21 protein-coding genes and 2 pseudogenes are annotated in these 25,302 nt (G+C 76.0%); 8 read left to right on the top strand and 15 right to left on the bottom strand.

Annotated features, from left to right (window positions below; all coding sequences use genetic code 11):
- Positions 1 to 9: 9 nt before the first annotated feature.
- Positions 10 to 417: pseudogene (locus ACYVO2_RS33055) on the bottom strand (ankyrin repeat domain-containing protein); the annotation flags it as partial.
- A gap of 57 nt (positions 418 to 474) precedes the next feature.
- Positions 475 to 1,119 carry a hypothetical protein gene (locus tag ACYVO2_RS33050; protein ID WP_461011779.1) on the bottom strand — a complete coding sequence of 215 codons (645 nt, stop codon included), beginning with the start codon at positions 1,117 to 1,119 and terminating at the stop codon, positions 475 to 477.
- Between the two features lie 178 nt (positions 1,120 to 1,297).
- Here ACYVO2_RS33050 and ACYVO2_RS33045 point away from each other — a divergent pair, with 178 nt between their 5' ends.
- A complete protein-coding gene (locus ACYVO2_RS33045) occupies positions 1,298 to 2,053 on the top strand; it encodes a phosphatase PAP2 family protein (RefSeq protein ID WP_461011778.1) in 756 nt (251 codons plus the stop codon).
- A gap of 12 nt (positions 2,054 to 2,065) precedes the next feature.
- Here ACYVO2_RS33045 and ACYVO2_RS33040 read toward each other — a convergent pair whose 3' ends face one another.
- The gene (locus tag ACYVO2_RS33040; protein ID WP_461011777.1) at positions 2,066 to 2,740 is read right to left on the bottom strand and encodes a response regulator; all 675 of its coding nucleotides are present in this window, start codon (positions 2,738 to 2,740) and stop codon (positions 2,066 to 2,068) included.
- Positions 2,737 to 4,176, bottom strand: a complete 1,440-nt coding sequence (locus tag ACYVO2_RS33035; RefSeq protein ID WP_461011776.1) for a sensor histidine kinase — start codon at positions 4,174 to 4,176, stop codon at positions 2,737 to 2,739. The genes ACYVO2_RS33040 and ACYVO2_RS33035 overlap by 4 nt, the downstream gene beginning before the upstream one ends.
- Before the next feature lie 170 nt (positions 4,177 to 4,346).
- On the opposite strand from ACYVO2_RS33035, the gene ACYVO2_RS33030 reads away from it, so the two are divergent.
- Positions 4,347 to 5,630 carry a type ISP restriction/modification enzyme gene (locus tag ACYVO2_RS33030; protein ID WP_461011775.1) on the top strand — a complete coding sequence of 428 codons (1,284 nt, stop codon included), beginning with the start codon at positions 4,347 to 4,349 and terminating at the stop codon, positions 5,628 to 5,630.
- Positions 5,631 to 5,736: 106 nt separating this feature from the next.
- On the opposite strand, the gene ACYVO2_RS33025 is transcribed toward ACYVO2_RS33030, so the two are convergent.
- The 6 genes from ACYVO2_RS33025 to ACYVO2_RS33000 all read right to left on the bottom strand — a co-directional run bounded on the left by ACYVO2_RS33025 (position 5,737) and on the right by ACYVO2_RS33000 (position 12,919).
- A complete protein-coding gene (locus tag ACYVO2_RS33025) occupies positions 5,737 to 6,153 on the bottom strand; it encodes an SRPBCC family protein (protein ID WP_461011774.1) in 417 nt (138 codons plus the stop codon).
- An 83-nt stretch (positions 6,154 to 6,236) separates the two neighbouring features.
- The gene (locus ACYVO2_RS33020; protein WP_461011773.1) at positions 6,237 to 9,494 is read right to left on the bottom strand and encodes an NACHT domain-containing protein; all 3,258 of its coding nucleotides are present in this window, start codon (positions 9,492 to 9,494) and stop codon (positions 6,237 to 6,239) included.
- A 71-nt stretch (positions 9,495 to 9,565) separates the two neighbouring features.
- Complete coding sequence (locus tag ACYVO2_RS33015; RefSeq protein WP_461011772.1) at positions 9,566 to 10,354, bottom strand: TSUP family transporter; 789 nt, start codon at positions 10,352 to 10,354, stop codon at positions 9,566 to 9,568.
- A gap of 188 nt (positions 10,355 to 10,542) precedes the next feature.
- A complete protein-coding gene (locus ACYVO2_RS33010; protein ID WP_461011771.1) occupies positions 10,543 to 11,259 on the bottom strand; it encodes an aspartate/glutamate racemase family protein in 717 nt (238 codons plus the stop codon).
- Complete coding sequence (locus tag ACYVO2_RS33005; RefSeq protein WP_461011770.1) at positions 11,256 to 12,017, bottom strand: TauD/TfdA family dioxygenase; 762 nt, start codon at positions 12,015 to 12,017, stop codon at positions 11,256 to 11,258. Before ACYVO2_RS33005 ends, ACYVO2_RS33010 begins: the two co-directional genes overlap by 4 nt.
- Positions 12,018 to 12,328: 311 nt before the next feature.
- Positions 12,329 to 12,919 carry a lytic polysaccharide monooxygenase auxiliary activity family 9 protein gene (locus tag ACYVO2_RS33000; RefSeq protein ID WP_461011769.1) on the bottom strand — a complete coding sequence of 197 codons (591 nt, stop codon included), beginning with the start codon at positions 12,917 to 12,919 and terminating at the stop codon, positions 12,329 to 12,331.
- 663 nt (positions 12,920 to 13,582) lie between these two features.
- Here ACYVO2_RS33000 and ACYVO2_RS32995 point away from each other — a divergent pair.
- From ACYVO2_RS32995 to ACYVO2_RS32985, 3 genes are all read left to right on the top strand, one after another.
- Positions 13,583 to 14,458 (top strand): phenylalanine 4-monooxygenase, encoded by an 876-nt coding sequence (locus ACYVO2_RS32995; protein WP_461011768.1) that lies wholly within the window; start codon positions 13,583 to 13,585, stop codon positions 14,456 to 14,458.
- 37 nt (positions 14,459 to 14,495) lie between these two features.
- Positions 14,496 to 15,614 carry an ABC-2 transporter permease gene (locus ACYVO2_RS32990; RefSeq protein ID WP_461011767.1) on the top strand — a complete coding sequence of 373 codons (1,119 nt, stop codon included), beginning with the start codon at positions 14,496 to 14,498 and terminating at the stop codon, positions 15,612 to 15,614.
- Positions 15,615 to 16,219: 605 nt separating this feature from the next.
- A complete protein-coding gene (locus tag ACYVO2_RS32985) occupies positions 16,220 to 17,215 on the top strand; it encodes an AraC-like ligand-binding domain-containing protein (RefSeq protein ID WP_461011766.1) in 996 nt (331 codons plus the stop codon).
- 58 nt (positions 17,216 to 17,273) lie between these two features.
- Here the strand turns inward: ACYVO2_RS32985 and ACYVO2_RS32980 are convergent, their stop codons facing one another.
- The 3 genes from ACYVO2_RS32980 to ACYVO2_RS32970 form a co-directional block, all read right to left on the bottom strand.
- Complete coding sequence (locus tag ACYVO2_RS32980; protein WP_461011765.1) at positions 17,274 to 17,774, bottom strand: hypothetical protein; 501 nt, start codon at positions 17,772 to 17,774, stop codon at positions 17,274 to 17,276.
- Between the two features lie 139 nt (positions 17,775 to 17,913).
- On the bottom strand, positions 17,914 to 18,615 hold the full coding sequence (locus tag ACYVO2_RS32975) for a response regulator transcription factor (RefSeq protein ID WP_461011764.1): 702 nt from the start codon (positions 18,613 to 18,615) through the stop codon (positions 17,914 to 17,916).
- Positions 18,612 to 19,892 (bottom strand): sensor histidine kinase, encoded by a 1,281-nt coding sequence (locus tag ACYVO2_RS32970; protein ID WP_461011763.1) that lies wholly within the window; start codon positions 19,890 to 19,892, stop codon positions 18,612 to 18,614. The genes ACYVO2_RS32975 and ACYVO2_RS32970 overlap by 4 nt, the downstream gene beginning before the upstream one ends.
- A 64-nt stretch (positions 19,893 to 19,956) precedes the next feature.
- Here ACYVO2_RS32970 and ACYVO2_RS32965 point away from each other — a divergent pair, with 64 nt between their 5' ends.
- Entirely contained in the window at positions 19,957 to 20,229 is a 273-nt protein-coding gene (locus ACYVO2_RS32965; RefSeq protein WP_461011762.1) for a DUF3040 domain-containing protein, read from the top strand.
- A gap of 75 nt (positions 20,230 to 20,304) precedes the next feature.
- Here the strand turns inward: ACYVO2_RS32965 and ctaD are convergent, their stop codons facing one another.
- Positions 20,305 to 22,029, bottom strand: a complete 1,725-nt coding sequence (gene ctaD, locus ACYVO2_RS32960; RefSeq protein WP_461011761.1) for an aa3-type cytochrome oxidase subunit I — start codon at positions 22,027 to 22,029, stop codon at positions 20,305 to 20,307.
- Between the two features lie 245 nt (positions 22,030 to 22,274).
- Between ctaD and ACYVO2_RS32955 the strand changes: the two genes are divergently transcribed.
- Together ACYVO2_RS32955 and ACYVO2_RS32950 are read left to right on the top strand one after the other, a co-directional pair.
- Positions 22,275 to 23,750, top strand: a complete 1,476-nt coding sequence (locus ACYVO2_RS32955; RefSeq protein WP_461011760.1) for a hypothetical protein — start codon at positions 22,275 to 22,277, stop codon at positions 23,748 to 23,750.
- Positions 23,751 to 23,836: 86 nt separating this feature from the next.
- Positions 23,837 to 24,721 carry an LLM class F420-dependent oxidoreductase gene (locus tag ACYVO2_RS32950; protein WP_461011790.1) on the top strand — a complete coding sequence of 295 codons (885 nt, stop codon included), beginning with the start codon at positions 23,837 to 23,839 and terminating at the stop codon, positions 24,719 to 24,721.
- A 174-nt stretch (positions 24,722 to 24,895) separates the two neighbouring features.
- Here ACYVO2_RS32950 and ACYVO2_RS32945 read toward each other — a convergent pair.
- Positions 24,896 to 25,302: pseudogene (locus ACYVO2_RS32945) on the bottom strand (hypothetical protein); the annotation flags it as partial.

Below are 25,302 nucleotides of genomic sequence, written 5' to 3'. Positions count from 1 at the left end.
TGCTGTCCCGGCACCCGCCGCGAGCAGCACGGCGGCGGTCTCCCGGTGCGGGCCCGCCAGGGCCCACTCCAGCGGGGACCGCCCCGTGCCCGCGTCCTCCCGCAGGCCGGGGTCGGCGCCGTGGGCGAGCAGGGCGCGCACCGCCTCGGTGTGCCCCCAGCAGGCGGCGCCGCACAGCGGGGTCCCCTCGGTGCCGTGCCCGCTCTCCGCGTCCGGCGGGGCCCCGGCCGCCAGCAGCGCCCGGACGATGTCGGCGGCGCCGTGCACGGAGGCCGCGTACAGGGGCGTGGTGCCCTCGGTGTCGGGTGCCGCCGGGTCGGCCCCGGCCCGCAGCAGCGCCCGGACTTCCGCGGCCTCGCCGAGCATCGCCGCCAGGACGAGGCGCTTGGCCAGCTTCTTGCGGCGTCGTTTGGTCACGCGCGCCGAGGCTAGCCGGGCCGCCCGGCCGCATCCACCGATTTCCCCCGGCGGCGGTCAGCCCCGCGGCCGGGGCTCGCCGTACCAGCGCCAGGCGGCGGGGCGCGGGCGGCCGGGCAGGTCGGCGCGGCCGGTGGACCACAGCAGGGCGGGCCACGGGTCGGCGCCGCCGGGGGCGTGCGGGAACAGGCGCGCGAGCACGCGGGCGCACACCGCGGCGGGCGGGTCCCAGGGCAGGCCGAGCCCTGCCGTGACGTCGTGGGTGTGCACCAGGGTCTCGACGACGCCCATGGCGGCGAAGCCCTCGGGGTCGGAGACGCCGTGGATGTGGTGGGCCCGCGCCGACGCGGGCCGCGTCCGCACCACCGCCGACAGCAGGGCGCCGCTCGCCTCCAGGACCTGGGCCAGTCCGGCGGGCCCGGCCGCGCGGTCGGCGTGGACGGCGTTGGCGGGGCCGCCGGGGCGGCGGGGCCCGTAGGCGAACGGGACCTCGCGGTCCAGCGGCGGTACGGCCGGGCCGAGCTGGACGGCGTAGGCGAACAGGTCGTCGGCGAGGTGCTCGACGGTCTCCCAGCGGGTCCACTCCAGGGAGCCGGCCCGCTCGTCCCAGGCACCCGCGGGCACGCCCCCGAGGGCGGCCACGGCCAGGCCCACGGCCAGGTCGAGGTCGTCGGCGGCGGCGTGCTGGGGCGATCCGGGCATGGGCAGGACCGTACCGCACCGGGGTCGGGCCCTGGTGCGGGGAGGGGCGGGGGGTGGGGCCGGCCGGGGCGGCGGGTCCCGGTCGGCCCCGGGGCGGTCCCACCCCGACTTTCGTCCAGTGCCCGAGCTGCCTTTCGCCTGATGGCGGGTGGTGCCGCCGTCCCTAGGTTGGGCGCCCATGGCAACGAAGCCCAAGGCAACGAAGAGGAACGGCGCGGGGATCGGGTCCGCGCTGCGGCGGCCGGCGGCGGCCGTGGCGGTGGCCGCGGCGGGCGGTGGCGCGGTGGCGCTGCTCGCGCCGGGAGGTGTGGGGGACCCGGACCCCGTGGAGGTGACCGGCGGGACGTCGGTCTCGGTGTACCGGTCGGCCGTGGAGTGGCTGGACGGGACGCCCGCGTGGGTGCACACCGCGGCCGAGCTCGCCGGTGAGGGCAGCCTGGTGGTGCTGGGGCTGCTGCTGGTGCTGGCGTGGTGGACGGGGCGCGGCGGGGACGGGCGGCGGGTGGCGGCGGCCGTGCTCACCGGCGTCGGGGCGGCGGCCGCGTACGCCGTCAGCGAGGGGGTGAAGCTGGCGGTGGACGAGGAGCGGCCGTGCCGCGCGGTCGGCGGGGTGGATCCGGTGGCGGCCTGCCCGGCGGCGGGCGACTGGTCGTTCCCGTCCAACCACGCCACGATCGCGGGCGCGCTCGCCGTGGGCCTGGCGCTGGCGTGGCCGCGTCTGGCGGCGGTGACGCTGCCGCTGGGCGTGCTCGCCGCCGCGCTGCGGGTGCTGGTGGGCGTGCACTACCCGCACGACGTGCTGGCCGGGCTCGCCCTCGGCGCCGCGGTGGCCGCGGCCGTGGTGACCGCGCTGCTCCCGCCCACCGCGCGGCTGGTGCGCGCGGCGGGCCGGGTGCGCGGGCTGGGACCGGTCGTCGCGGCCGCACGCCGGTAGCGGGGCGGCGCGTCACCGCCGCGGCGGGGGCACGAGCCCGGCCTCGTGCGCCACCACCGCGGCGGCGGCGCGGTTGCGCACGCCGAGGCGGGAGAGGATCGAGCTGACGTGCGCCTTCACCGTGCCCTCGACCACGTGCAGGCGCCGGGCGATCTCCGCGTTGGACAGCCCCGCGCCGAGCAGCGCCAGCACCTCGCGCTCCCGCCCGGTCAGCCGCGCCACCCGCTCCCTGGCCCCGTCGCGGCGCGCCGCGTCCCGGCCCGCCCCGGTGGCGGCCAGGTGCGCGACGACGCGGGCGGCGACCTTGGGCGGCAGGTAGGCGGCGCCCTCCGCGGCGGCCCGCACGCCCGCGATCAGCTCCTCCGGCTCCCCCGACTTGACCAGGAAGCCGCTGGCGCCGTCGGCGAGGGCCCGGATGATGTAGTCGTCCTCACCGAACGTGGTCAGCACCACCACGGCGGTGCCGGGGACGGTCCTGCGGATCTCCGCGGTGGCCGCGATGCCGTCGGTGCCGGGCATGCGGATGTCCAGCACGGCCACGTCGGGGCGGTGCCGCTGCACCGCCTCCACCGCGGCCCGCCCGTCGCCCGCCTCGGCGACGACCTCCACCTCGGGGTCGGCGGACAGCACCGCCCGCACCCCGGCCCGCACCATCGGCTCGTCGTCGGCCACGACCACCCGGATCACCGCGCCTCCCGCTCGATCAGGGCGTCGTCCCCGGCGACCAGCGCGTCCGCGGACAGCACCCGGCCGCCGCGGAAGCACACCCGGTACAGGTCGCCCGACCTGTCGTGCCAGGGGTTGCTGGTCATCGCGTAGTACGCGCAGTCGACACCGGGGCCGGACGGCCCGCCGGAGGGCGGCCGCACCGGCGCCTGCCGGTCCGGCAGGTACCGCTCCGCCGCGGCCCGGTCCTGCCCGGGGCGCAGCCGGGCGAAGTCGGCGGGGTCGAGCACGGAGCGCTCGGTGGCGTACACGGACCAGCCCTGGAGGGCGCCGGTGAGGACGGCGCCGACCGCGAGGGGCAGCGTGACGGCGACGAGCAGGCGGCGGCCGACCCTGCGGCGCGCGTGGCGCAGCTCGCCCGCCTCCGCCGGCTCGGGCGGGCCGCCCGCGGACCCGGGCGGCTTCTCGTGGGGCAGTTGCGCGGAGACGGCGAACCCGCCGTCCGGGGCGGGCCCGCACTCCAGGGTGCCGCCCACCACGCGCACCCGCTCCCGCAGCCCGATCAGGCCGCGCCCGCCGGAGGGCGCGCCGCCGTCCGGGGCGGCGCCCGGCCCGTTGACCACCCGCACCCAGGTCTCGCGCGTGCCGTAGCCGACCCGGACGGTGGTGGGGGCGTCGGGCGCGTGCTTGGCGACGTTGGTCAGCGCCTCCTGCACCACCCGGAACGCGGCGTGCGCCACCATCGGCGGCACCCCGTCCGGGTCGCCCACGACGTCCAGTTGCACGGCGACGCCGCTGTCCGCGGCCCGCTCCACCAGGCCGGCGAGGCCGGCGCCGGACGGCAGGGGCGGCGCCGTGCCGCCGGACTCCTCGCGCAGCACCCCGATGACCTCGCCGAGCCGCTCCACCGCGGCGGCGGCCCCGGCCCTGATCTCGGCGGCGGCCGCCCGGTGCCTCGGGTCGAGCCCCGGGGCCACCTTCAGCGCGCCGGCCCGCAGGGCGAGCAGGCTCAGCTCGTGCCCGAGCGCGTCGTGCATGTCCTGGGCGATCCTGGTCCGCTCCCGCAGCCGCGCCTGCTCGGCGATGAGCCGCTGCTCGCGCTGGAGCCGCTCGGCGCGCTCCCAGCCCGCCCACACCAGCTCCCTGGACTGCCGCCAGGACCGGCCGACCAGCCACGGCAGCAGCGCCCCGAAGACGGCGGCGGCCACGAAACTGCTGCTCTCCGCGGTCCACGAGGGCAGGGCCAGCGCCCAGGCCACCGCGGCGGCCAGGACGACGGCGAAGCCCAGCGCCACGGGCCCGGCCCGCCGGGCGCACCGCCCGGCGAGCACCGCGGGGGGCACGGCGAGCAGGACCAGCCGCATGTCGGCGAGGCTCGCGGCGACGGCCGCCGCCGCGGCGCCCAGCAGCAGCGGGCCGGCCCAGCGCCGCAGGGGTTGGTGCGTGGTGGTTCTCACGAGTAGACGGTACGGTCCGCGGGACGGCGCGGGACACCGACGAAAGTCCAGTCCGCGACCGGCGGCGGGCCGGCTCCGGTGGCCGTCCCGCCGCCGTCGGCGCCGCTCGATACCATTCCGGGCGGGCAGCCGAACCCTTCGGGAGGGGCGAGACGCGGGTGGTGGTCCAGGTGTCCGGAGCGCCGGCGGCGCCGGGGCGCGCGGAGGCGGCCTTCGGCTCCGCTCCCCGTCTTGACGAGCTGATGCCGTGGTCCGTGCCCGGCCTGCGCACCGGCCGGGACTGGGTGGCGGCGCCGTCCCCGGAGACCCTGGCCGCGCGGTGGCGGCTGCTGGCCGCGGCGGACCCGGAGCGGCGCGCCGGGCTGTTCCGGCCGACGCGGGCGCGCACCACGGACTCGGCCGTCACCCAACTGCCGGGCCGGGCCGCGCCCACCACCCGGCTGTCCCGCGAGGTCGGGCCCTGCCCGGAGCCGGTGCGGATCCGGCACGGCGCGTTCGACCGGCTGTGGCTGCTGCCCGACCAGCGGCTGCTGGACCGGGCCAGGCCCGAGCTGTGGCGGGTGGCGGACGACGCGCAGGTGTTCGCCGTCGTCCAGCCGCACACCCCGGAGGCGCCGGGCCCCGCGGTGACGTTCTGCGCCGAACTGCCCGACGGGCACCGCGCCAGGGGCGCCGGCCGGGTGCTGCCCGCCTACCGCCTGCCGGGCGGCCGCGCCGCGAACCTGGCGCCGGGGCTGACCGCGGCGCTGTCCGCCAGGCTCGGCGTGCCGGTGGCGGCGGAGGACGTGCTGGCCTGGGTGGCCGCGCTCACCGCCCACCCGGGGGCGGTCAGGAGCGGCCCGCGGGTGCCGGTGCCGCTGACGGCGTCCGCCGAGGTGTGGCGGCGCGGGGTGGCGCTCGGCGAGCGGGTGCTGTGGCTGCACACCTTCGGTGCCCGCCGCGCCGACCCCGGTGCGGACCGCCCGACCGGCCGGCCCCGGATGCCCGGGGGACGCCGCCCGTTCGTCCGGCAGGCGGTGCCCGGCTCCGGCCTGCCCGGCGGGATCGGCTACGACGCCGGGCAGGAGGCGGTGCTGCTCGGCGAGGGCAGGGTGGCGCCGGTGCCCGCGGCGGCGTGGGAGTACCGGGCTGGCGGCGGGTGGGTGCTGCGGGAGTGGTTCGCCGCGCGGACCAGGCCCGAGGCGGAGCCGGGCTCCCTGGAGGCGGTCCACCCCGCGGCGTGGCCCCGGGAGTGGACGACGGAGCTGATCGACCTGGTGACGGTGCTGGCGCTGCTGGAGGAGCTGCACCCGGAGCAGGCCGGTCTGGTCCGCGCGGTGGCGGGCTCACCCGCCGTCACCGCGGCGGACCTGGAGGAGGCGGGCGTCCTGCCCGCCCCACCCGCCGCCGCCCGCCCGGCGTCGGTGCTCTCCCACGAGGAGGAGGGCCCGGAGGGGCAGTTCGCGCTGTTCTAGGGCGCGGGGTCCGGGCGTGCCCGGGCGGCCGGCGCCGGGTGTCACCCGGACGGGCGAAGGTACGTCAGACCGCGGACGGGTCCGCGCGGGTGGTGCCCGCGGGCGGTCACTCGGCGGTCTCGGTCCGCAGCCGCACCTGCTCGGCCAGCCGGTCCAGGCTGCGTTCCAGCGCCTGCTCCACGTGCTCCCGCGGGGGTTCGGCGTCCGCCTCGAAGAACGACAGGTGCACGGTGACCTCGCTGCCGCCCGGCCCGATCCCGGCGACCTGGAGCCACCCGGCGTACCGGTCCTCGTCGCGGGTCCCCCACTCCACCCGCATCTGCTCCTGCCGCACCCGAGCCAGCGCCCGCTCCCGCTCGGCGTGCTCGCCGTGCTGCACGGTGACGGTGGCGGCCGGGGGCTCCTCCGGATCGACGTGCACCTCGCCGGGCAGCCAGCGGTTCAGCGAGTTCAGGTCGCTGGCCTCGTCGAACACGATCTCGGGGAGGGCGGGGAAGGTGCGGGTGGTCTCGTATTCGCTCATGGTTGCCTTGCGACCTCCTGCCTGTGCTTGCCTGCTTCCCGGGCTGGGCGGGTACCCGGACGGGGGCGGGGCACACGTGCCGTTCACAGGTGTATGTCCGGATAGTGGTCGGTGAGCACCCGGCGGGCGTGGCGCAGGAGGTGGGGGTGGGTGGCCTCGACGGCGGCGATGTCGAGGGAGGCGAAGAACTCGGCGGGGGTCTGGGGGAAGAACCCGAGGTGCAGGGCCCCGGCCGCGTGAACGGCGAGCCAGGCGGCGAGCACGCTCGCGGGGTCGCCGTCGGTGCACAGGGTCTCGCAGAGGTAGCTGGCGAGCCCGTCGTCCCGCTCCTGCTCCAGACTGAGCAGGCTCTCGAAGGCGTGCAGGTCGCCGACCTCGCCGGGGGATTCCCCCACAAGGGTTTCCACCACGTCCGGTGGCAGCCGGGGGGCGTCCAGGCGCATCTGACTCAGGAGCAACCGGGCCGCAGCGATCCGGGTGTCGTGGTCGGGCTCGCGCAGAACCGGGAGGCAGCGCATGTAGGCAGCCGCCAGTTCGTCCAGGGGCGCGTCCAACGCGCTGGCGAGCCACATGGACAACAGGACGTGCGCCACCGAATGGGCGGGGGCCCCTTCGGGCCCCTGGGCGGTGAACAGCGCCGAGGGAATCCTCCGGAACACCGGTTCGAGGGCGTGGAGAAGCATGGAGTCGCTGGTGCCGCCGGACACGGCGGCCTTGTGCCACACCTCCCCCGTGTAGGAACGCCGCATCGAGAAGGAGCCGGCGCGGCCACCCTCGTAGTGCCAGCGGGGATCGACGGGCGCCGGGGTGCCCCCAGGACCGTCGGTCAGCCCCACCCGCACGTCCCGCCGACTCCCGTCCCACACCGGTGTCATCTCCAGGGCCAGGGCCAGTCCCGCCCAGTCCTCCTCCGTGAGCGACGAACGCCACAGCAGTGCCGTGCGGTGCCAGGTCTCGGGCGGGTCGCCGGAGTCGGGGAAGAGGGTGCGGCCCAGGGTCTCGCCGCCCAGGGCGAGGGTGAGCAGCACCAGGTTGGCGCTGTAGACGCCGTGCCGGGAAGCGACGGCCGTCCGCGCGGGGCGGTAGCCGGGGTGCGGGTCGCCGGTGCGGTGTGCGCTGTCGGCGAGGATGCGGACGAGGAGTCCGGCCAGCCGCTCCCGCTCCCCCGGCGCCAGCCGGTGCCCGCAGGTGCCCCGCACGAACCGCAGCAACTGGTGGGAGGACAGCGGCGCGTAGGAGAGCAGCGCGTACAGCAGGTCGTCGTCGAGCGGTGCGGGTCCGACCGCGAGTGCGGGGCGCTGGTCGAGCAAGCCGCAGGCCAGCGTCACCGTCAGCCTGGCCACCAGGTACTCGCCGAACGTGGCGTGCAGGAACTCGTAGGTCCGCAGCCGGTCGCCCTCGCGCAGCGCCTGGGCGCGCTGGACGAAGAAGAAGCGCCCCAGCGCCGCGTCCGCCCGGGTGAGCGGTGCCCGGAAGGTGTCCGTGGCGACGGCGGGCTGCCCCAGCAGCGCCGTCAGGTCCTGCTCCAGCTCCTCCCCGGTGATCCACTGCCGGCGCCGGTTGAGCATGCCGAAGGCGACGAGCGAGAGCCGTTGCAGCTCCTGCTCCACCAGCCGGTCCAGCGCCGGGCCGGGCAGCGCCCCGCCCGATTTGCCCACCTCGCGCCGGGCGAACGACGCCAGCAGCTCCTCGTACAGCGCGGTCTCGTCCAGGGAGTCGCCCATCCGCTGCAACGCGTTGGCGTCCGCGTCGTACAGGGCGAGCATCAGCAGCAGCAGCGGCTGGCAGGACAGCACCCGCTGCCGGAGGGCGGTCTCCACGGCCAGCGGCCGCAGGGCCCGTTCCACGAAGTACCCCTCGTTGTACCGGTTCCAGACGCCGACCCAGCTCTCCACCTGCTCCCGGCGGAACGGCTCCAGACGCAGCGTCACCGCGCCCTCCGGGTACCGGGCCCGGTCGGCCACCGCCGTCCTGCTGGTGACCACCGCCGCCACCGGCCGCCCCAGGTCGGCCTCGCGCTGCTGGAAGCGGGCCACCCGCTCCAGGTAGTCGGACTGGCTGACGCCGGTGGCCTGGAGGAGCTCGTCGAAGCCGTCGAGCAGGACCACCGGCAGCGCGCCGCCCGCCGCCCGGGCCAGTTCCGGCCAGGAGGTCCGCTCCCCCGTGGCCGCCCGCACCGCGTACTCGATCTGGTCCTGTATCTCCGCCTCCGCGGGCACCTCCCGCAGCACCACCCGCACCGGCAGGAACTCCTCCCGCGGCAGCCGGGCCGCGAGCACCTTGGTCAGCACGGACTTGCCCGCGCCCGGCTGCCCCAGCACCACCAGCGGCGCCGCCGTCGCCCCCGGCGAGGTGAGCAGTCCCGCCAGGCAGTCCGTCAGGTCGGAGCGGACGGCCGCGCCGCTCCACCACCCCTCGTCCCCCGGGTGCCCCTGCCCCGCCGCCTGCCGGATCCGGAAGTCCGGGTCGAGGTAGCCGTCCTCCAGGGTCGGCAGCCGCATGCCCGCGGGGGTCTCCCCCTCGGTGAGGATGGGGCGGTGCAGCGCGGCCCGGTACGCCGCCGACAGGTCGCGGGCCACCGACGCCGGTGACGCCGCGGTGGACAGCGACGCCAGCAGCCGCTCCACGCCGGTCAGCGCCCGGCGAACCTCCTCCCTGGTGGCCTGGTGCTCGGCCTGGCCCATCCACAGGGCGAACTCCGGCACGTCTCCGCAGAGCCTGGCGTACAGCTCCTGGTAGTGGTCGAGCGCGGCGCGGACCACCGCCCGGCCGAGGATCCGCGGGGTCTCCGAGCGGCCGGTGTGGTCCAGCTCGTCCCAGAGCGCGAGGCCCCGCGCGAAGTCGGTCACCCGGGTGGACAGCAGCCGGTACCACACCTCCAGCTCCTTGAGGAACCTCTCGTACGGCAGTTGCGGCCCCGGCCGCGGCGGCGCCTGGCGCGCCACCATCTCCGTCAGCTCCCGCGCCGCCCGCTGCGCCCCCAGCGCCAGCCGCGCCTGGTCGTCCCCGTCGAGCTCCAGCCTCCGCACGTCGAACGGCAGCCGCACCTCGCCGAGGGCGGTGAAGTACGCGGTCACCACGAGCACGGCGTGCGCCGCCTCCAGGCGCCGGGTGCGCTCCACCCGCCCGGCGCCGCCCAGCCGCTCCCGCAGACCGGTCGCCAGGTCGCGCCCGCGCCCCAAGAGCCGCCCCTGGGCGTCGAACAGACTGAGCAGCAGGCCACTCGCCCCGCCCGTCACCCCGGACAGCAGGCCGGGGAGCGCCCGGTCCAGCGCCGCGATCGCCGGCGGGTCCCCGCCCAGCACCCGCAGCGCGTCCCCGTACCCCAGCCCTCTGCGCACAGCGTTCCCCCCGGAATCAGCCGAACACGTCGGGTGACACTGTAGTCACCGCCACGGACAGCCGGAGGGGTTCAGCCGGAGAAGCTCAGCCGCACGGCCAGCCCGCACACCGTCACCATCAGCGCGATCCTGGCGAAGCGCGCCCCGCGGGTGAGGGTCATGGTGGCGCCCAGGCGGGCGCCCGCGATGTTCATCACCGCCATGCCGCCGCCCAGCAGCCACATCACATGCCCGCCGAGCGCGAAGACGGTGATGGCGCCCAGGTACGTGATGAGGTTGACGATCTTCGCCGTGGCGGAGCTGCGCACCAGGTCGAGGCCGAGCAGGCCGGTCAGCGCCAGGATCAGGAAGGTGCCGGTGCCGGGGCCGATGAAACCGTCGTAGAAGCCGAGGGCGCAGCCCGCCACGAGCACCGCGGCCGCCTTGCGGCCCCGGCCGGGCTCGGTGGCGCGCGCGGTGGTGCCGAAGTCGGGGCGGAAGGCGAGGAACGCGGCCACGCCGACCAGGGCCACGATGATCACGGGGCGGAACAGGTCCTCGGGCAGGGCGCTGGCGGTCAGCGCCCCGAGCCCGGCGAAGGCGCAGGCGACGGTGCCGGTGAGCACCCCGAACCGGGTGTCCACGGGGGTGCGTCTGGCGTAGGTGGCGGCGGCGACGGCGGTGCCCGCGATGGCGGCCACCTTGCTGGTGCCCAGGGCGGTGGCGGGGGCGATGTCGGGCATGGCCAGCAGCAGCGCCGGGACCTGGAGCAGTCCCCCGCCGCCCACCACGGCGTCGATCCAGCCCGCGAGGGCGGCCACGACGAGCAGCAGGGCGAGCGTGCCGGGGTCGATCTCCACGCCGATGCCGCCGAGGTCCATCCGGGTCCTTCCGGGTGCGTGCCGTTGTGCGGTGACCGCCGCGCCGGGCCGGTGTCCGGGGCGGCAGGGGTGCCGCCGGTCCCGCGTGGTGGACGCGGGACCGGCGGCGGGGAGGGGGTGGTGGTCACGGGGCCTGTCGTCGCGTCCCCGTCTGCCCCGCGGGCGACGACGGGGACGCGGCGACGGGCCTAGACAGCGGCGTCCAGCACGGCCCGCGCGTAGATCCGTGCGATGTCGGCCGCCTTGCTCTCGATGTGCGCGGCGAGCGGGGAGATGTCCGTGCACCCGATGAGCGCGGTGTCCGCCTCCCGGGCCCAGGGCCCGGCGAGGACGTCGTCCAGGCGGCGGGCCAGCTCGGGCAGCGGCCGCCCGGCCTTCACCCCCTCGACCACGGCCTGCACCGCGGACTGGTCCGCCGCGCCGGGGTGGACGCAGGAGATGCCGGCCTCGGCGAGGCGGCGCTCCAGCAGCCCGCAGTCGCGGGCGGGGGTGGTGACGGCGAGCGCCACCCGGGCCGCCCCGGCGTCCCGCAGCGCCGCGGCGGCCGCGTCCAGCGCGTCCACCACGGGGACGGGCAGTCGCGCCGCCAGCTCCGGGACGTAGGCGTGGGTGGTGACCGAGGGCACGGCCAGCACGCCCGCGCCCGCCGCGACCAGGGTCCGGCAGACCTCGGTCAGTTGCGGGAGCGGGGAGGGGCCGCGGCCTTGCAGGTGGGCGATGCGGCTGGGGACGGCGGGGTCGGACACGAAGGCCACGCGGGGGTGCTCCTGGTCCGACCCGGCCTCGGCGGCCTCCACCACGCAGCGGTAGAAGTTGGCGCCGGCCAGGGGGCCGAGTCCGCCGACGATGCCGATCGTCCTGGTGTACCCGCGCGGGCCGCGGTCCGGCCGCGGCTGCCCGCTCATGCGGCGATCAGCACGCGCTTGAGGTGCCGCCCGCGGTCCTTGAAGGCGGTCCTGGAGTGCAGCATCCGCCAGTTGTCCCACACCAGCAGCGCGTTGCGCTCGATGCGGACGGCGATGTGCGTCTTGTCGAAGAACTCGACACCGCGCTGGACGTAGCCGGGCAGGAAGCCGTCGTCCACGTCCTCGACGTTGTTGGCCGAGTAGCGCAGCACCGTGTGCCCCCGGTGCTCGCTGAGGATCGGGTGGCGGTTGCTGAGGTGGATGTCCTTGCGGGCCAGGCCCTCGCTGCTGTGCCACTCGTAGGGGTGGGTGCGCATGTGGTCGAGTTCCTCGGTGGTGAAGGTCCCGAGCCACTCGCGGCCGTCGGCCAGGGTGGTCTCGCCGCCGGGGCCCTGCGCGGGGCGCACGCACCACAGGGCCAGGTAGCGCGGCGGTGGGCCGGGGTACTCGTACGCCTCGGTGTGCGGGACGAGCGCCCGGGTGTTCCTGGAGTGGTACACGTCGTCCATGTCGGGTTCGGGGGTGAGGTCCCAGACGAGCTTTCCGTCGTACTGGGGCATGAACTCACCGAAACCGGAGAGGAAGGACGGGTGGTCGAACTCGGCGGGCACGTCGCACAGGTAGACGTAGCCGAATTCGTCCAGGGTTTTCCGCGCCGTTGCGGAGATCTCGGCCAGGGCCTGCGGGCTCCCGCCCGTTAAGTCGCTCTCCCGGAGGGAGAGGGAGCCGGCGGGGCGCCTGGTGCTGTCTGCGGGCATGGTGGCCACTCCCTGGGATCCTCGACGCTGAGGAGACTCGGGTGATCGGTCGGTCCCGCTCCGTAACCCCAAGCGGAACCCGATCATTCTCAGCATGTGGACCTGGAGCGGGGGTCGGCTCCGGCTCGCGGTCGCACGGAGCCGCGGTGGAGGCTGGGCCCGGGCGCGCCGGAGCGTCGGTCGCGGCTCGGGCCGCACGGGGGCGGACCCGCTGTGCCGGTGTCGGGCGACATGTCGCGCGCCCCGGGCGCGCGCGCACGGGAAGGCCCCTCCTCGCAGGGGGCGCGAGGAGGGGCCGGAGGGTCCGGTGGTCAGAACTGGACGTCGGAGCAGGCGTAGAACGCGTTGCCCGTGTCGTGGACCGTCCACACGGCCAGGATCAGGTGCTTGCCCGACTTGCCGGAGGGGATCCTCCCGGAGTGGCTCGCGGTGGAGCCGGGCCGGGTGCCGTTGTAGGGGACGGTGAGGAACGGCGTGTTCTCCAGGGCCGCCCGGGTCAGCCGCTGGCTCGGGTTCCAGCCGTCCTTGGTGATGTAGTACCTGAAGTCGGTCGTGGCGTGCGAGGCGGTGAACCGCCAGTTGAAGTTGTAGCTCTGGCCGCCGGTGACCCGCGTGGCCGGCCAGGTGCCGCCGCGGGGGTCGTCGAGCTGGGCGAACCGGGAGTTGCCGCCGGCACAGATCAGGCCGTCGGCGGGGCCCGCCGCCGGGAAGCCCTTGGGCCCCTCGACGCTCTGCGGCTCGTACACGATGTCGCCGCAGTTCTGCACGGTGCGGTTGGCGCACAGTTGCTGACGGCTGGTCGGGCTGTCGGTGTAGCCGTGGCCCTGGGCGGTGCCGCTCGCGAAGAGGGGGACGCCGACCAGGGTGAGGCCCACGACGGCCGCGCTGAGTTTCCTGCGCATGCTCGCTCCTGAGAGAACGTGAGGGTTTCTGTGCACCTTCGGGGGGCACGGTGAGCCGGCCACGTGCAGCGCTTTGGTCTAGACCAAGGTAAAGGTAGCCCTCGGCGACTTAGCATGTCCATACCAATGCACGCGACGTTTCCGGCCGATTCCGACTCGGCGGGGAACCGCCGGAGCGGCGCCGTTCCCACCGGGCCGGACGGGGGCGGGGCGGTGGCGGCGACGGGGGCGGCGCGGCGGACGGGGAGCCGGGGCGACCGCCGCCGAGCGCCCCCGTCCGGCCGGGCCGGACTGCGACCCGGACCGGAGGCGGACCGGGACGGACGGGGGCGGACCGGTCATCGCCCGGTGGGCCGTGCGGCCTTTCCGGCGGCGCGAAGTGCGAGGGGCGACTTGACAGGCGCGGAGACCGGGGTGAGGGCGGGGGCGCGGGAGGCGGGCGCGGCGGCGCCCGGCCACGCGGCGGGCGGCCACCCACACCCGCCCCCCCGCCACCACCCCGCCGCCTCGCGGCGCACCCCCCGCGACCCCCTCCCCCATGGACCAGACCGCATCCCGCACCCCCACCGCACCCAGCCCCGCCACCGGCCGCCCCGCCGCAGGCCGCCCACGGCCACCCATCCCGCCATGACGCAATTCACCCGATTTGCCATCATGGATGGCATGGCGGACAGAACCCCCGTGACCCCCGACGGCCGGCTCGGTCCCGCCGCCCGGCACCCCGGGTTCTCCGACCCCGTCTACCTGGCCAGACGGCGGGCCGTGGGAGCGCTGGCGCTGGGGCGCCGGCCGGGGCGGCCCGCGCCCGCGGTGGCGTACAGCGAGGGCGAGCACGCCACATGGCGGCTCGCCCACACGGCCGTCACCGCGGCCAGGCGCGGGTACGCCTGCCGGGAGGTGGTGGAGGCGGCCGAGGCCCTGGACCTGCCCGGCGACCATGTGCCGCAGCAGGAGGAGGTCAACGCGCGACTGCGGTCGCTGACCGGATTCCGCTTCACCCCGGCGGGCGGGATCGTGGACAACGACCGGATGTACGGGGCGATGGCGGACGGCTGGTTCCACGCGGCGCAGTACCTGCGCCACCCCGCGGTCCCCCTGTACAGCCCGGAGCCGGACGCCCTGCACGACCTGGCCGGCCACGGACCGCAACTGGCCTCGCCCCGCTTCGCCGCCCTGTACCGGCTCTTCGGCGAGGCGGCGCGGCGGGCGCGCACCCCGCGGGCCGTCGAACCGCTCAGCCGGATGTTCTGGTTCACGATGGAGTACGGCCTGGTCAGGGAGGGCGGACGGCTCCGGGCGTACGGGGCGGCGCTGCTGTCCAGCTACGGGGAGATCGCCCGCTTCCCGGCCGCGGAGCCACGGCCGCTGGATCCGGTCGCGGTCACCGCCACCCCATACACCATCACCGGCTACCAGCCCGTCCTGTACGTGGCCGAGTCCCTGGACCACCTCGCGGACGTGGTGGGGGCGTTCTGCGCGGACCTGGACGGCGACACCCCGAACCGGCTGGCGTCACAGCGCCCGACACCCCGGGCGTGAGCATATTTTCGGCCATTCCGGGAACCCGCCTCTCGTCATGAGCAGCCCCGAGCCCTCCTCTCCGCCGCCCGAGCCGCCGCCCTCCTCCCCGGCGCCGTCCGACGGGCCGGCGCCGTCCCGGGAGCATCCGCACCGCAGGGACCTGACCACGGCGGAGCGGTGGGAGCGCTTCCGGCGCTCGCCGTTCTCCGCCGCGGCGGTGATCATCCTCATCGCGTCCGCGGCGGCCGGCCTGTTCGCCGCGTCGTACTGCCTGGCCATGGCCAATCCCACGCCGCACCGCATCCCGGTGGGCGTCACCGGATCCTCGCCCGACAGCACCCGGCTGATCCGCGCGCTGGAGCGAGGGCTCGGCACGTCGCTGCCGCTGCACCGCTACCAGGACGAGCGGGCGGCCCTGCGGGGCGTGGCGGAGCAGGAGGTGTTCGCCGTGCTGCAACTGCGGCCGGACGGCGCCGAGGTGCGGGTCGCCGGGGCCTCGGGCGCGTCCGTGGAGCGGCTGTTCGCGCAGGCGGCGCCGCGGGCCGGGCAGCAGGTGGGCGTCCCGGTCACGGTGCGGGACGTCAGGCCGCTCCAGTCCACGGATCCGCAAGGGCTGGCGATCTTCTACGTCTCGCTGGCCGCGGTGGTCATCGGGTTCATCGGCGCCACCCAGCTCGGGGTGCACGCCAGGGCGCTCAACGCGGGCGAGCGGGTGGCGGCGACCTGCCTGTACGCGGTCCTCGGCGGGTTCGCGATCTGCGCGGGCGTGGACTGGCTGCTGGGGGTGCTCGACCTGCCGTTCGCCGAGTCCTGGGGGATCCTGGCGCTCACCATGTTCGCCTCCGGCATGGTCTTCACGATGTTCCACACGCTGGTCGGCCGGTGGGCGATCCTGCCCACGTGGGGGCTGATGGTGCTGATCGGCAACCCCTCCTCCGGCGGCGCGGTGTCGTGGCCGCTGCTGCCGGAGCCGTACGGCGCGATCGGGCGCTGGCTGCCGCCGGGAGCGTCGGTCAACGCCCAGCACAACGCCATCTACTTCGCCGGCCACCAGCACGTCTTCCCGTTCCTGGTGCTCGGCGGGTGGGCGGTGCTGGCCACGGCCGTCTTCCTGGTCTGGCGGGAGCGCCACCCCGGGGGCCGCCCCGGCTCCCCCGCGCACGCCGCCCGCTGACCGGCGTCCGCACCGCCGCGCGCCCCGCCCGCGCGCTCCCGCCTGACGCCGACCGGCAACGGTCTGGCGCGCCCGGTCAACCCACCGGCCGTGCGCCGGGCCCACACTCGTGGGGTGTTCCCTCGGGCGGACCGCCCTCCGGGAACGCCGCCCGCGCGCCGGCGTGCCGCGCCCGTGCTCCCCGCGAGGGGACCTCGCCGCAGGCCAGAGGGGGGACCTCGGCGATCGGCACGGCCGCCGGCGCGGCGGGCGGCCGGCCCGTCCCGCCGCGGGACCGGGTCGGCGTCACGCCCGCCCCCGCACGCTCCCGTCCGGCCGCGCACCGCCGCCCCGTCGGCCCGCTCCGCCTCCCGCCCCCGGCGCCCGGACCGTTCGTCGCTCACCCGCCCGAAGGGGGTTCGGACCCCCGGGCGAAGGGCACACGCGAGAAAACCCCGCCCCATTTTCCCAGTAGTGCTTTTCCGCTTGATTCAGTAGCGCTTTACTCTGCCTTTAGAAAATATGAACATTTGGTGGAGTGACTGGCCGAGTCGCCGACTGCCGGGTGAGCATGGGGCGCGGAATGACTGCACTCCGCGACATCGTCGCGGCCGGGGGAGGGCTCAGTGAGGACGGTTCTGCGCACGGGGGATCTCCCCGTGAACGACCGGTTTCCGCGTTTCCGGGAGACACTCTCCCGGATGCCGGTGCCGCTCGAAGTCGTCGCCGCCGAGCAGGCGGACTTCCATGCCGAGATCAAGCACCTGCGGCTCGGGCCCCTGCACGCCATCTCGGCGCAGACCTCGCCCTGCCGCGCCGTGCGCACTCCCCGGCTCATCCGCAAGTCGGATCCGGGGATGTACCAGCTCGATGTGATGGGGCTCGGCGAGCACCACTTGACCCAGGGCACCGAGGAAATCCCGGCCCACCCGGCGGACCTGCTGTTCTACGACACCTCACGGCCCTTCCGGGTGCGGACCACCACGGCCGGGAAGTCGGCGCACGGCATGATGCTGGTGATTCCGCGCACCGTGCTGCCACTCCCGCCGGACCGGGCGAACGCCTTCGCCCCCGCCGTGTTCTCCGGCCGGGACGGCATGGGCGCCCTGCTGCTCGACCTCCTCACCCGCATCGTGCGGGAGTCCCACCACTACAAGCCCGAGGACGCCGTGCGCCTGGGCACGGTCGTGGTGGACCTGCTCTCCGTGCTGCTGGCCCGGCACCACGACATCGGGCACACCCTGCCCGACGACACCCGCCGCCGCGAGCTGCTGCTGCGCGTGCAGGCGTACATCCACCGGAACCTGTACGACCCGGAGCTGTCGCCCAACGTGATCGCCGCCACCCACGGCATCTCGGCGCGCACCCTGCACCGGCTCTTCCAGCCGCAGGGCACGACCGTCGCCGAGTGGATCCGGGAGCGGCGCCTGGAGCGCTGCCGCCGCGACCTGGCCGACCCCGCCCTGCGCCACCGGCCCATCCACGCCATCGCCGCCCGCTGGGGCTTCTCCGACGCCGCGCACTTCAGCCGCGCCTTCCGCGCCGCCTACGGGGTGAGCGCGCAGGAGTACCGCCGCCAGCACGAGGTCGGCGACGGCCTCGCGGCCGCCGTCGGCGGCTGACGGCCACCGCCAGGCTCGCGAGGGTGCCCGGAGAGGGGGCCGGGCACCCTCGCGGTGTTCACCGGCCCGGTTTGAGGCCGTAGCGCGGGCCGAGGTCCGGCCGGTCCACGCCGGCCAGCTCCGTGGCCACCTTGTGCGTGGTCACCAGGTCGTGCATCAGGGGCCGCACCTGGTCCCTGGGCATGTCCGCGGTCCGCGCCACCTCCTCCAGATGGACGGCGTCGCCGCCGTGCCGCTCCATCGAGCGCACCAGCGCGCCGAGCACCCGCTCGTGCTCGGCCGAATAGCCGGGCCGGCCCCGGCCCACGAACGACACCGCGGGCTCCCGGTCGGGGGCGCGTCCCCGCGCCTCGCCCGTGTCGCCCGTCCCCTGCTTGCCGCGGTGCCGGGAGGCCAGCCGCTCGTCATGGGTGACCGAGTCCCGGTGCGACAGGTGGGAGCGCTGCTTGGAGGCGCCCGTGGTCACCTTGTCCGCGCTGGGGGTGCTGCCGGCCTCGCGGGCCGCCCGGGCGGCGGCGCGCCGCTGCTCCTCGTCGCCTTCCATCTTCTTGCGCACCATGGCTGGCGGTCCTCTCGTCGTACTCGTCGTACGTACTGCTGCGCGGACCGCGTACCCGGCACAGCGGGACATATGACCCATCCGGGGACACCCGGGGCGGCGGGAACGCGCGGGGCGGGAAGGCCCGCCGGGGCCGCCGTCAGGGGTGCTCGTCGAGCAGGTCCGCGTCGTGGACCAGCAGCGCGATCTGCACCCGGTTGTTCAGGTCCAGCTTGGTCAGGATGCGCGACACGTGCGCCTTGACCGTGGCCACGCTCATGTACAGGGCGGCGGCGATCTCGGCGTTCGACCGGCCCTCCCCCACCGCGGCGGCCACCTCACGCTCCCGCTCGCCCAGCCTGCCGAGCAGCTCCCTGGCCCGGCCCCTGCGGTCGTCGGGCGCGCCGCCGACCACGCGCGCGATCAGCCGGCGGGTCACGGAGGACGACAGCACCGGCTCACCGGCCGCGACCCGCCGCACCGCGGCCACGATCTCGGCGGGCGGGGTGTCCTTGAGCACGAAGCCCGCCGCCCCCGCGCGCAGCGCCCGCAGCACGTGCTCGTCGGCGTCGAACGTGGTGAGCACCACCACCTCGGGCGCCTCGGGACGCCGCCGCAGCAGCTCGGTGGCGGCCAGCCCGTCCACCACGGGCATCCGGATGTCCATCAGCACCACGTCCGGCGCGTGCCGCTCCACCAGCGGAAGCACCTCCGAGCCGTCGGCGGCCTCCGCGACCACGCGGATGTCGGGCGCGCCGCCCAGCATCATGGACAGCCCGACGCGCACCAGCGGGTCGTCGTCCACGAGGAGCACGCGGATGGCGCGGGCGGCGGGCGGGGCGGTGCCGGGGGCTGCGGTCATGCGGGCCAGGGTAGCCACGCGTACACCCGGAAGTGGCCGCAGGCGGTGGGGCCGTGCTCGATCCGCCCGCCGGCCAGCGCGGCGCGCTCCGCGAGACCGATCAGCCCTTGGCCCGCGCCGGGGATGGCCGCGCCGCGGGCGCCCGCCTCCGGGAGCGGGTTGCGCACCTCCACGGTCAGGCCGTCGCCGGGGCCGCCCGCCACGGTCACGGTGGTCGCCGCGCCCGGGGCGTGCTTGCGGGCGTTGGTCAGCGCCTCCTGGACGATGCGGTAGGCGCTGCGGCCCACCGCGTCGGGCACGCCCGCCGGGTCCGGCAGCCGGTCGCGCAGGGTGATCCGCGCTCCCGCCCGCACGGACTCCTCCACCAGGCGGGGCAGCGCGGCGAGGGTGGGCTGGGGCCGCTCCTCCGCCCAGCCCTCCCCGCCGTCCCCCGCCGCCCGCCCCACCGGGGCGCGCAGCACCCCGATCACCTCGCGCAGGTCCTGGAGGGCCTGGTGGGCGCTGTCCCGGATCACCCCGGCGGCGCGGGCGACCTCCTCCGGCGGTGCGCCGGGCCGGTACTCCAGGGCGCCGGCGTGCACCGAGAGCAGGGACAGCCGGTGCGCGAGCACGTCGTGCATCTCCCTGGCGATCTGCTCCCGCGCCTCCCGCTGCGCCCGCTCGGCGCGCAGTTGCGCCTCGGACTCGGCGCGCCTGGCCCGCTCCCGCAACGAGAAGACCAACTGCCGCCTGGCGCGCACGAACATGCCCCAGCCGGTGGCGGCCAGGGTGATGGCCAGACCGAGGACGAGCAGCACCGCGAAGGGCATGTCCGGGGTGGGGCGCACGGCCGCGTACACCGGCACCGTCACCAGGTTGGCGCCGACCACGGCGGCGGTGACGGGCAGCGGGCGGTGCACGGCGACGGTGAACAGCGCCACCACCTGCGGGCCGCCGGCCATGTCGGAGAAGGTGCCCAGCGGGGTGAGCGCCACCGCCAGGCCCACCGGCCAGCGCCGCCGCAGCCACAGCGCCGCGCACGCCGCCGCGCCCGCGATCTGGTCGGCGAGCAGCAGCTCCGGGGAGACCGACTCCCGGGTGGCCGGGTCGGAGGCGACCATCAGGCCGAAGAGCGCGGCGAGCACGAACATGGCCAGGTCCACCAGCCAGTCGCGCAGCGTGCGCCGCACCCGGCGGCCCCCGCCCGGCGGCTCCTCCTCGATCAGCGTGGACGGCAGCAGCCTGGGGTGGTCGGGTCCCGGCGGGGGCGCGGTGCGTGGCGTGTCCTGGGCGTTCATGGCTCGGTGAATGGTACGGCGCGCCGGAGGGCGGGGCGGAGCGGGCCGTTGCATATTGAGAGGCATGGAGCTGACACCGCGTGAGCGCAGCGCCCTGGACGGCATCGCCGCCGAGCTGGCCGGCGACCGCAGGCTGCGGCGGTCGCTGCGCTCGTTCACGCCGCCGGCGTCGAGGCGGCGCCGGACGGCCGCGGCGGTGGTGCTGCTGTGCGCGTTCGCGCTCTCGGCGCTGTCGGTGGCGACGGTCGGGTTCGGCCCGCAACTGGTGGCGCTGACGGCGATGGGCGCGGTGTTCGGCGGGGTGTGCCTGGTGCTCTGGGCGGCCAGGGGCGGCTGAGCGGGCCGGAGGGGGCGCGCCGGCGGGCGGGGCCGGCTCCCCCGCGCCGGGTGGGCCCGGGAGGCGGCCCCGCGCTCACTCGCGTTCGGTGGATCCGCCCTCGACACCCGCGCGCTCCCGCGCGGCCGCGGTGGTGGCCTCCACGTACGGCTGCTCCAGGACCGCCACGTCCGGGTGGTGCAGGTCGAACGCCGGGGAGTCGGAGCGGATCTTGGGCAGGGTGCAGAAGTTGTGCCGCGGCGGCGGGCAGGTGGTGGCCCACTCCAGGGAGCGGCCGTAGCCCCACGGGTCGTCCACCTCCACCTTGCGGGCGTGCCGCGCGGTCCACCACACGTTGTAGACGAACGGGAGGGTGGACAGGCCGAGCAGGAACGCGCCGATGGTGGAGACGACGTTCAGCGTGGTGAAGCCGTCGGAGGCCAGGTAGTCGACGTACCGGCGGGGCATGCCCTCGGCGCCCAGCCAGTGCTGGATGAGGAAGGTGCCGTGGAAGCCGATGAACAGGGTCCAGAAGTGGACCTTGCCCATCCGTTCGTCGAGCATCGTGCCGGTGAATTTCGGCCACCAGAAGTAGAAGCCGGCGAACATCGCGAACACCACGGTGCCGAAGACGACGTAGTGGAAGTGGGCGACGACGAAGTAGGAGTCGGTGACGTGGAAGTCCATCGGCGGCGAGGCGAGGATCACTCCGGTGAGGCCGCCGAGGAGAAAGGTGATCAGGAAGCCGATGGACCACAGCATCGGTGTCTCGAACGACAGTGAGCCGTTCCACATGGTGCCGACCCAGTTGAAGAACTTCACCCCGGTGGGGATGGCGATGAAGAACGTCATCGCGGAGAAGAACGGCAGCAGCACCGCTCCCGTGGCGTACATGTGGTGGGCCCACACGATCAGCGAGTAGCCGGTGATGGCGATGGTGGCGCCGACCAGGCCGATGTAGCCGAAGATCGGCTTGCGGGAGAACACGGGGATGATCTCGCTGATGATGCCGAAGAACGGCAGGGCGATGATGTACACCTCGGGGTGGCCGAAGAACCAGAACAGGTGCTGCCACAGCAGCGCGCCGCCGTTCTCCGGGGCGAACACCTGCGAGTGGAACCTGCGGTCGATCTCCAGCACCAGCAGGGCCGCCGCGAGCACCGGGAAGGCGATCAGCACCAGCGCCGAGGTGAGCAGGATGTTCCAGGTGAAGATCGGCATCCGGAACATCGTCATGCCCGGGGCGCGCATGCAGATGATCGTGGTCATGAAGTTGACCGCGCCCAGGATGGTGCCGAAGCCGGACAGCGCCAGACCCATGATCCACAGCTCGGCGCCGATGGTCGGCGTGTGCTGCTTGTCGCTGAGCGGGATGTAGGCGGTCCAGCCGAAGTCCGCGGTGCCGTTGGGGATGAGCAGGCTGCCGACGACCATCAGGCCGCCGAAGAGGAACAGCCAGTACGAGAACATGTTCAGCCGAGGGAACGCCACGTCGGGGGCGCCGATCTGCAACGGCATGATCTCGTTGGCGAAGCCGGCGAAGACCGGGGTGGCGAACAGCAGCAGCATCACCGTGCCGTGCATGGTGAACGCCTGGTTGTACTGCTCGCTCGACATCACCTGGAGCCCGGGGCGGGCCAGCTCGGCGCGCATCACCAGGGCCAGCAGCCCGCCGATCAGGAAGAACCCGAAGGCCGTGATCAGGTACAGGTGGCCGATGGTCTTGTGGTCGGTGGTCGTCGCCCAGGACACGGCCACCGCTCCGAACCGCCGCCGGCGCGCGGCGGGGACCGCGGTGGTGGGCTCCGTGGACGTCACCATGCTCGCTCCTCGGTACGGCGCGGCCCCGGGAGCCACGCCCCGCGCGCGCCTGGTATTCGGCAGTGGCCCCACATCTACCTGATTCGGGGTGATTCGCGGGGATCCACGGTGGTGTGTCGCGGCGTGTCGGGCCCGGCGCCGCGGGCCGCGCCGGGGCCCCCGCGGCCGGGGCGCGCGGGTGGGCCGTTCACCCGGGCGCCCCACTCCGGTTGTGACCAGTGGGGCCGGAGCGCAGCGTGGGATGCGTGTCCGTGCTCCAGACCGCGAACGCGCGGCCCCTGCGCCCCCGGCTCCCCCAGGACCCGGGTCCCCGGCCGCTGCCGTGGCTGGCGGCGGTCGCGGTGTGCTTCACCGTCGTCCAACTGCTCACCGTGCGGCCAGGGATGGGCCTCGGCTGGGACGAGACCGTGTACGCCAGCCAGGTCGATCCCCGCACCCCCGCCGCGTTCTTCAGCGCGCCGCGCGCCCGCGGGGTGACCTTCCTCGTCGCGCCGGTCCTCGCCGCCACCGGGTCCGTCCCCGTGCTGCGCCTGTGGCTGGCCGTGCTGTCCGGGGCCGGCCTGCTGCTCGCGCTGTGGGTGTGGCGCAGGCTGCTGCCCGTGCCGGTGCTCGCCCTCGCCGGGGCGCTGTTCTGCGGTCTGTGGGTGACCGTGTTCTACGGCCCGCAGGTGATGCCGAACCTGTGGGTGGCCTTCGCCACCCTGGCCGCCGCCGGGTGCTGCCTGCGCGTCGTGCGGGACGGCGAGGACCTGCGGGCCTGGTGCGGCCTGACCGCCGCCGTGGCGTTCGCCGCGCTGATGCGGCCCACCGACGCGGTGTGGCTGGCCCTGGCGCTGTCGGTGCCCGCGCTCGCGGCGTGGCGGCCACGGGTGCCGGTGGCGCTGGCGGGCGGGCTCACCGCGGGCCTGGCGCCCTGGGTGGCGGAGGCACACGCCGCGTACGGCGGGCTGTCCGCCAGGCTGCACCGGGCCAGCGAGATCCAGGGCACGCTGGGCAGCCACTGGGCGGTGGACGACCACCTTCGCGCGCTCGGCGGACGGGCCCTGTGCCGCCCCTGCACGATCCCCTGGCCGCACCCCGCCGCGATGCTGTGGTGGCTGGCGCTGCCGGTGCTGGCCGCCGCCGGGGTGTGGGCCGCCCGCCGCGCCGGCCGCGGGGCCTGCTCGGCGGTGGCCGCGTGCGCCGGGCTCTGCATGGCCGTGCCGTACCTGTTCACGGTGGACTACGCGGCGCCGCGCTTCCTGCTGCCCGTGTACGCGCTGCTGGCGGTGCCGGTCGCCGAGTTCCTGGTCGCCGCGGTGCGCCGGCGGGGCACGCTGCCGCTGCTGGTCGTGCTCGCGCTCGCCGGGCACCTCGCGGTCCAGTACCGGGTGCTGGACGCGGTGAACGACCGCACCCGCGCCACCCGCGCCGACGGCGTGCGCATCGCCGCCGAGCTGCGCCGCCAGGGTCTGCACCCGCCGTGCGTGGTCAACGGCCACCAGGCGATCCCGCTCGCGCACCTCGCCGGGTGCGCCTCCCGCCAGGTGGGCGGCCACGACGGCAGCACCACCTGGCCCGCCCTGCTGCGGACCGCCGCCTCCCGGCCCGTGGCCGTGCTCGTCGCCGAGGGCAGGCCGGCGCCGCCCGCCGTCCGCGACTGGCGCGAGGTCCCGCTGCCCGACTACGGCAGCACCCGGCTGCGGGCGTACCTGGCGCCCTCGGCCGGCCCGCCGCGCTGATCGCCCGCGGGGCTTGACCTGGAGTGAGCTTCAGGAACTACCGTCGTGAGGTGTTCGGCCGGCCCCACGGCGAGACGGAGACAGGCATGCGGCTCGGTGTGCACCTCAACCGGTTCCACCACCCCAAGGGAGCGGCGGGGCTCGGCCCCGAGCTGGCCTCGGCCGGCGCCGCGGCCGAGGCGGCGGGGGTGAGCTGGCTGTCGGTGATGGACCACTACTTCCAGATGGAGCACAACGGCGGCGCCGAGGACCCCATGCTGGAGGGGTACACCACCTTGGGCTTCCTCGCCGCCCACACCTCCACCGCCCGACTCGGCGTGCTCGTCACCGGCGTCACCTACCGGCACCCCGGGCTGCTGGCGAAGATCGTCACCACGCTGGACGTGCTCTCCGGCGGCCGGGCCACGCTCGGCGTCGGGGCGGCCTGGTACGACCGGGAGCACCGCGGGCTCGGCGTGCCGTTCCCGCCGCTCGCCGAGCGCTTCGAACGGCTCGAGGAGACCCTGCGGATCTGCTTGCAGATGTGGGACCCGGACGACAACGGACCGTTCGAGGGCGAGCACTACCGGCTCGCCGAGACCCTCTGCGTCCCGGCGCCGCTGGCCGCGCCGCACCCCGAGATCATGATCGGCGGCGGGGGCGAGCGGAAGACGCTGCGCCTGGTCGCCCGCTACGGCGACGCCTGCAACCTGCTCGCCACCTCGCGGGAGGAGGTGGCGCACAAGCTCCGGGTGCTGCGGGGCCACTGCGACGACCTGGGCCGCGACTACGACGGGATCCGCAAGACGGTGGTCTACGTCGGCGACCTGCTGCGCGAGGGGGACGTGGACGCCTTCACCCGGGAGGTGGCCGGCTACGCGGACCTGGGCACGGACACGGTGATCGTGGGCCGGCCCCCGGACGCGGGGCTGACCGGGTGGATCGAGGGCCCCGTGGCCCGGGCGGTGCGGCACCTGGCCGAGCTGGGCTGAGGCCCCGGGCGGGAAGCGGCCCCGGTGGCCGCACGCCCTCGCGCCCCCGGGCACGGGCGGCCGGCCCGCCGACCGGGACTCGCGCCCGGGCCCGTCGCCGCACCGCGACCGACGCACAGAGCTCCGCCCCCGCCGCCGGCGAACCGGTGGCGGGGGCGGAGCCGCGAGGGGCCGTCAGCAGAAGCGCGAGGCGATGCGCTTCCTGGCCTGTGCCGCCTTCCCGCGGGGCTTCCCGCCGAGGCCGGGTATGCCGCGCAGCCCGGCCATGCCGCGCCTGCCGGGGGCGCGGAGCCCGCCGGAGGTGCCGCGCTTGCCGGAGGCGCCGAGCAGGCGCCGGAAGTCCCAGCTCGGCAACCCGCTGCCGCGGGTCGCGCCGGTGATCCGGCCGGGCAGGCCGCTCCGCCGGCCCGTGCCGCCCCGCATGCTCGGGCCCCGCTCCCGCACGGCCCGGCCGAGGGCGGTGGGGGCGGATCCCCTGCCCCGGCCGCCGCCCGTGCCGGAGCGCCACGCGCCGACGGCCTTGCGGGTGGCGACGGCGCCCGGCGCCGCGGCGGGCCCGGCGCGGCGCGCGGCCGTCGCCC

The sequence above is a fragment of the Streptomyces capparidis genome (genome assembly GCF_054782095.1).
The sequence above is the reverse complement of the archived record's forward strand: the minus strand, read 5'-3'. Positions and strand labels throughout refer to the sequence as shown.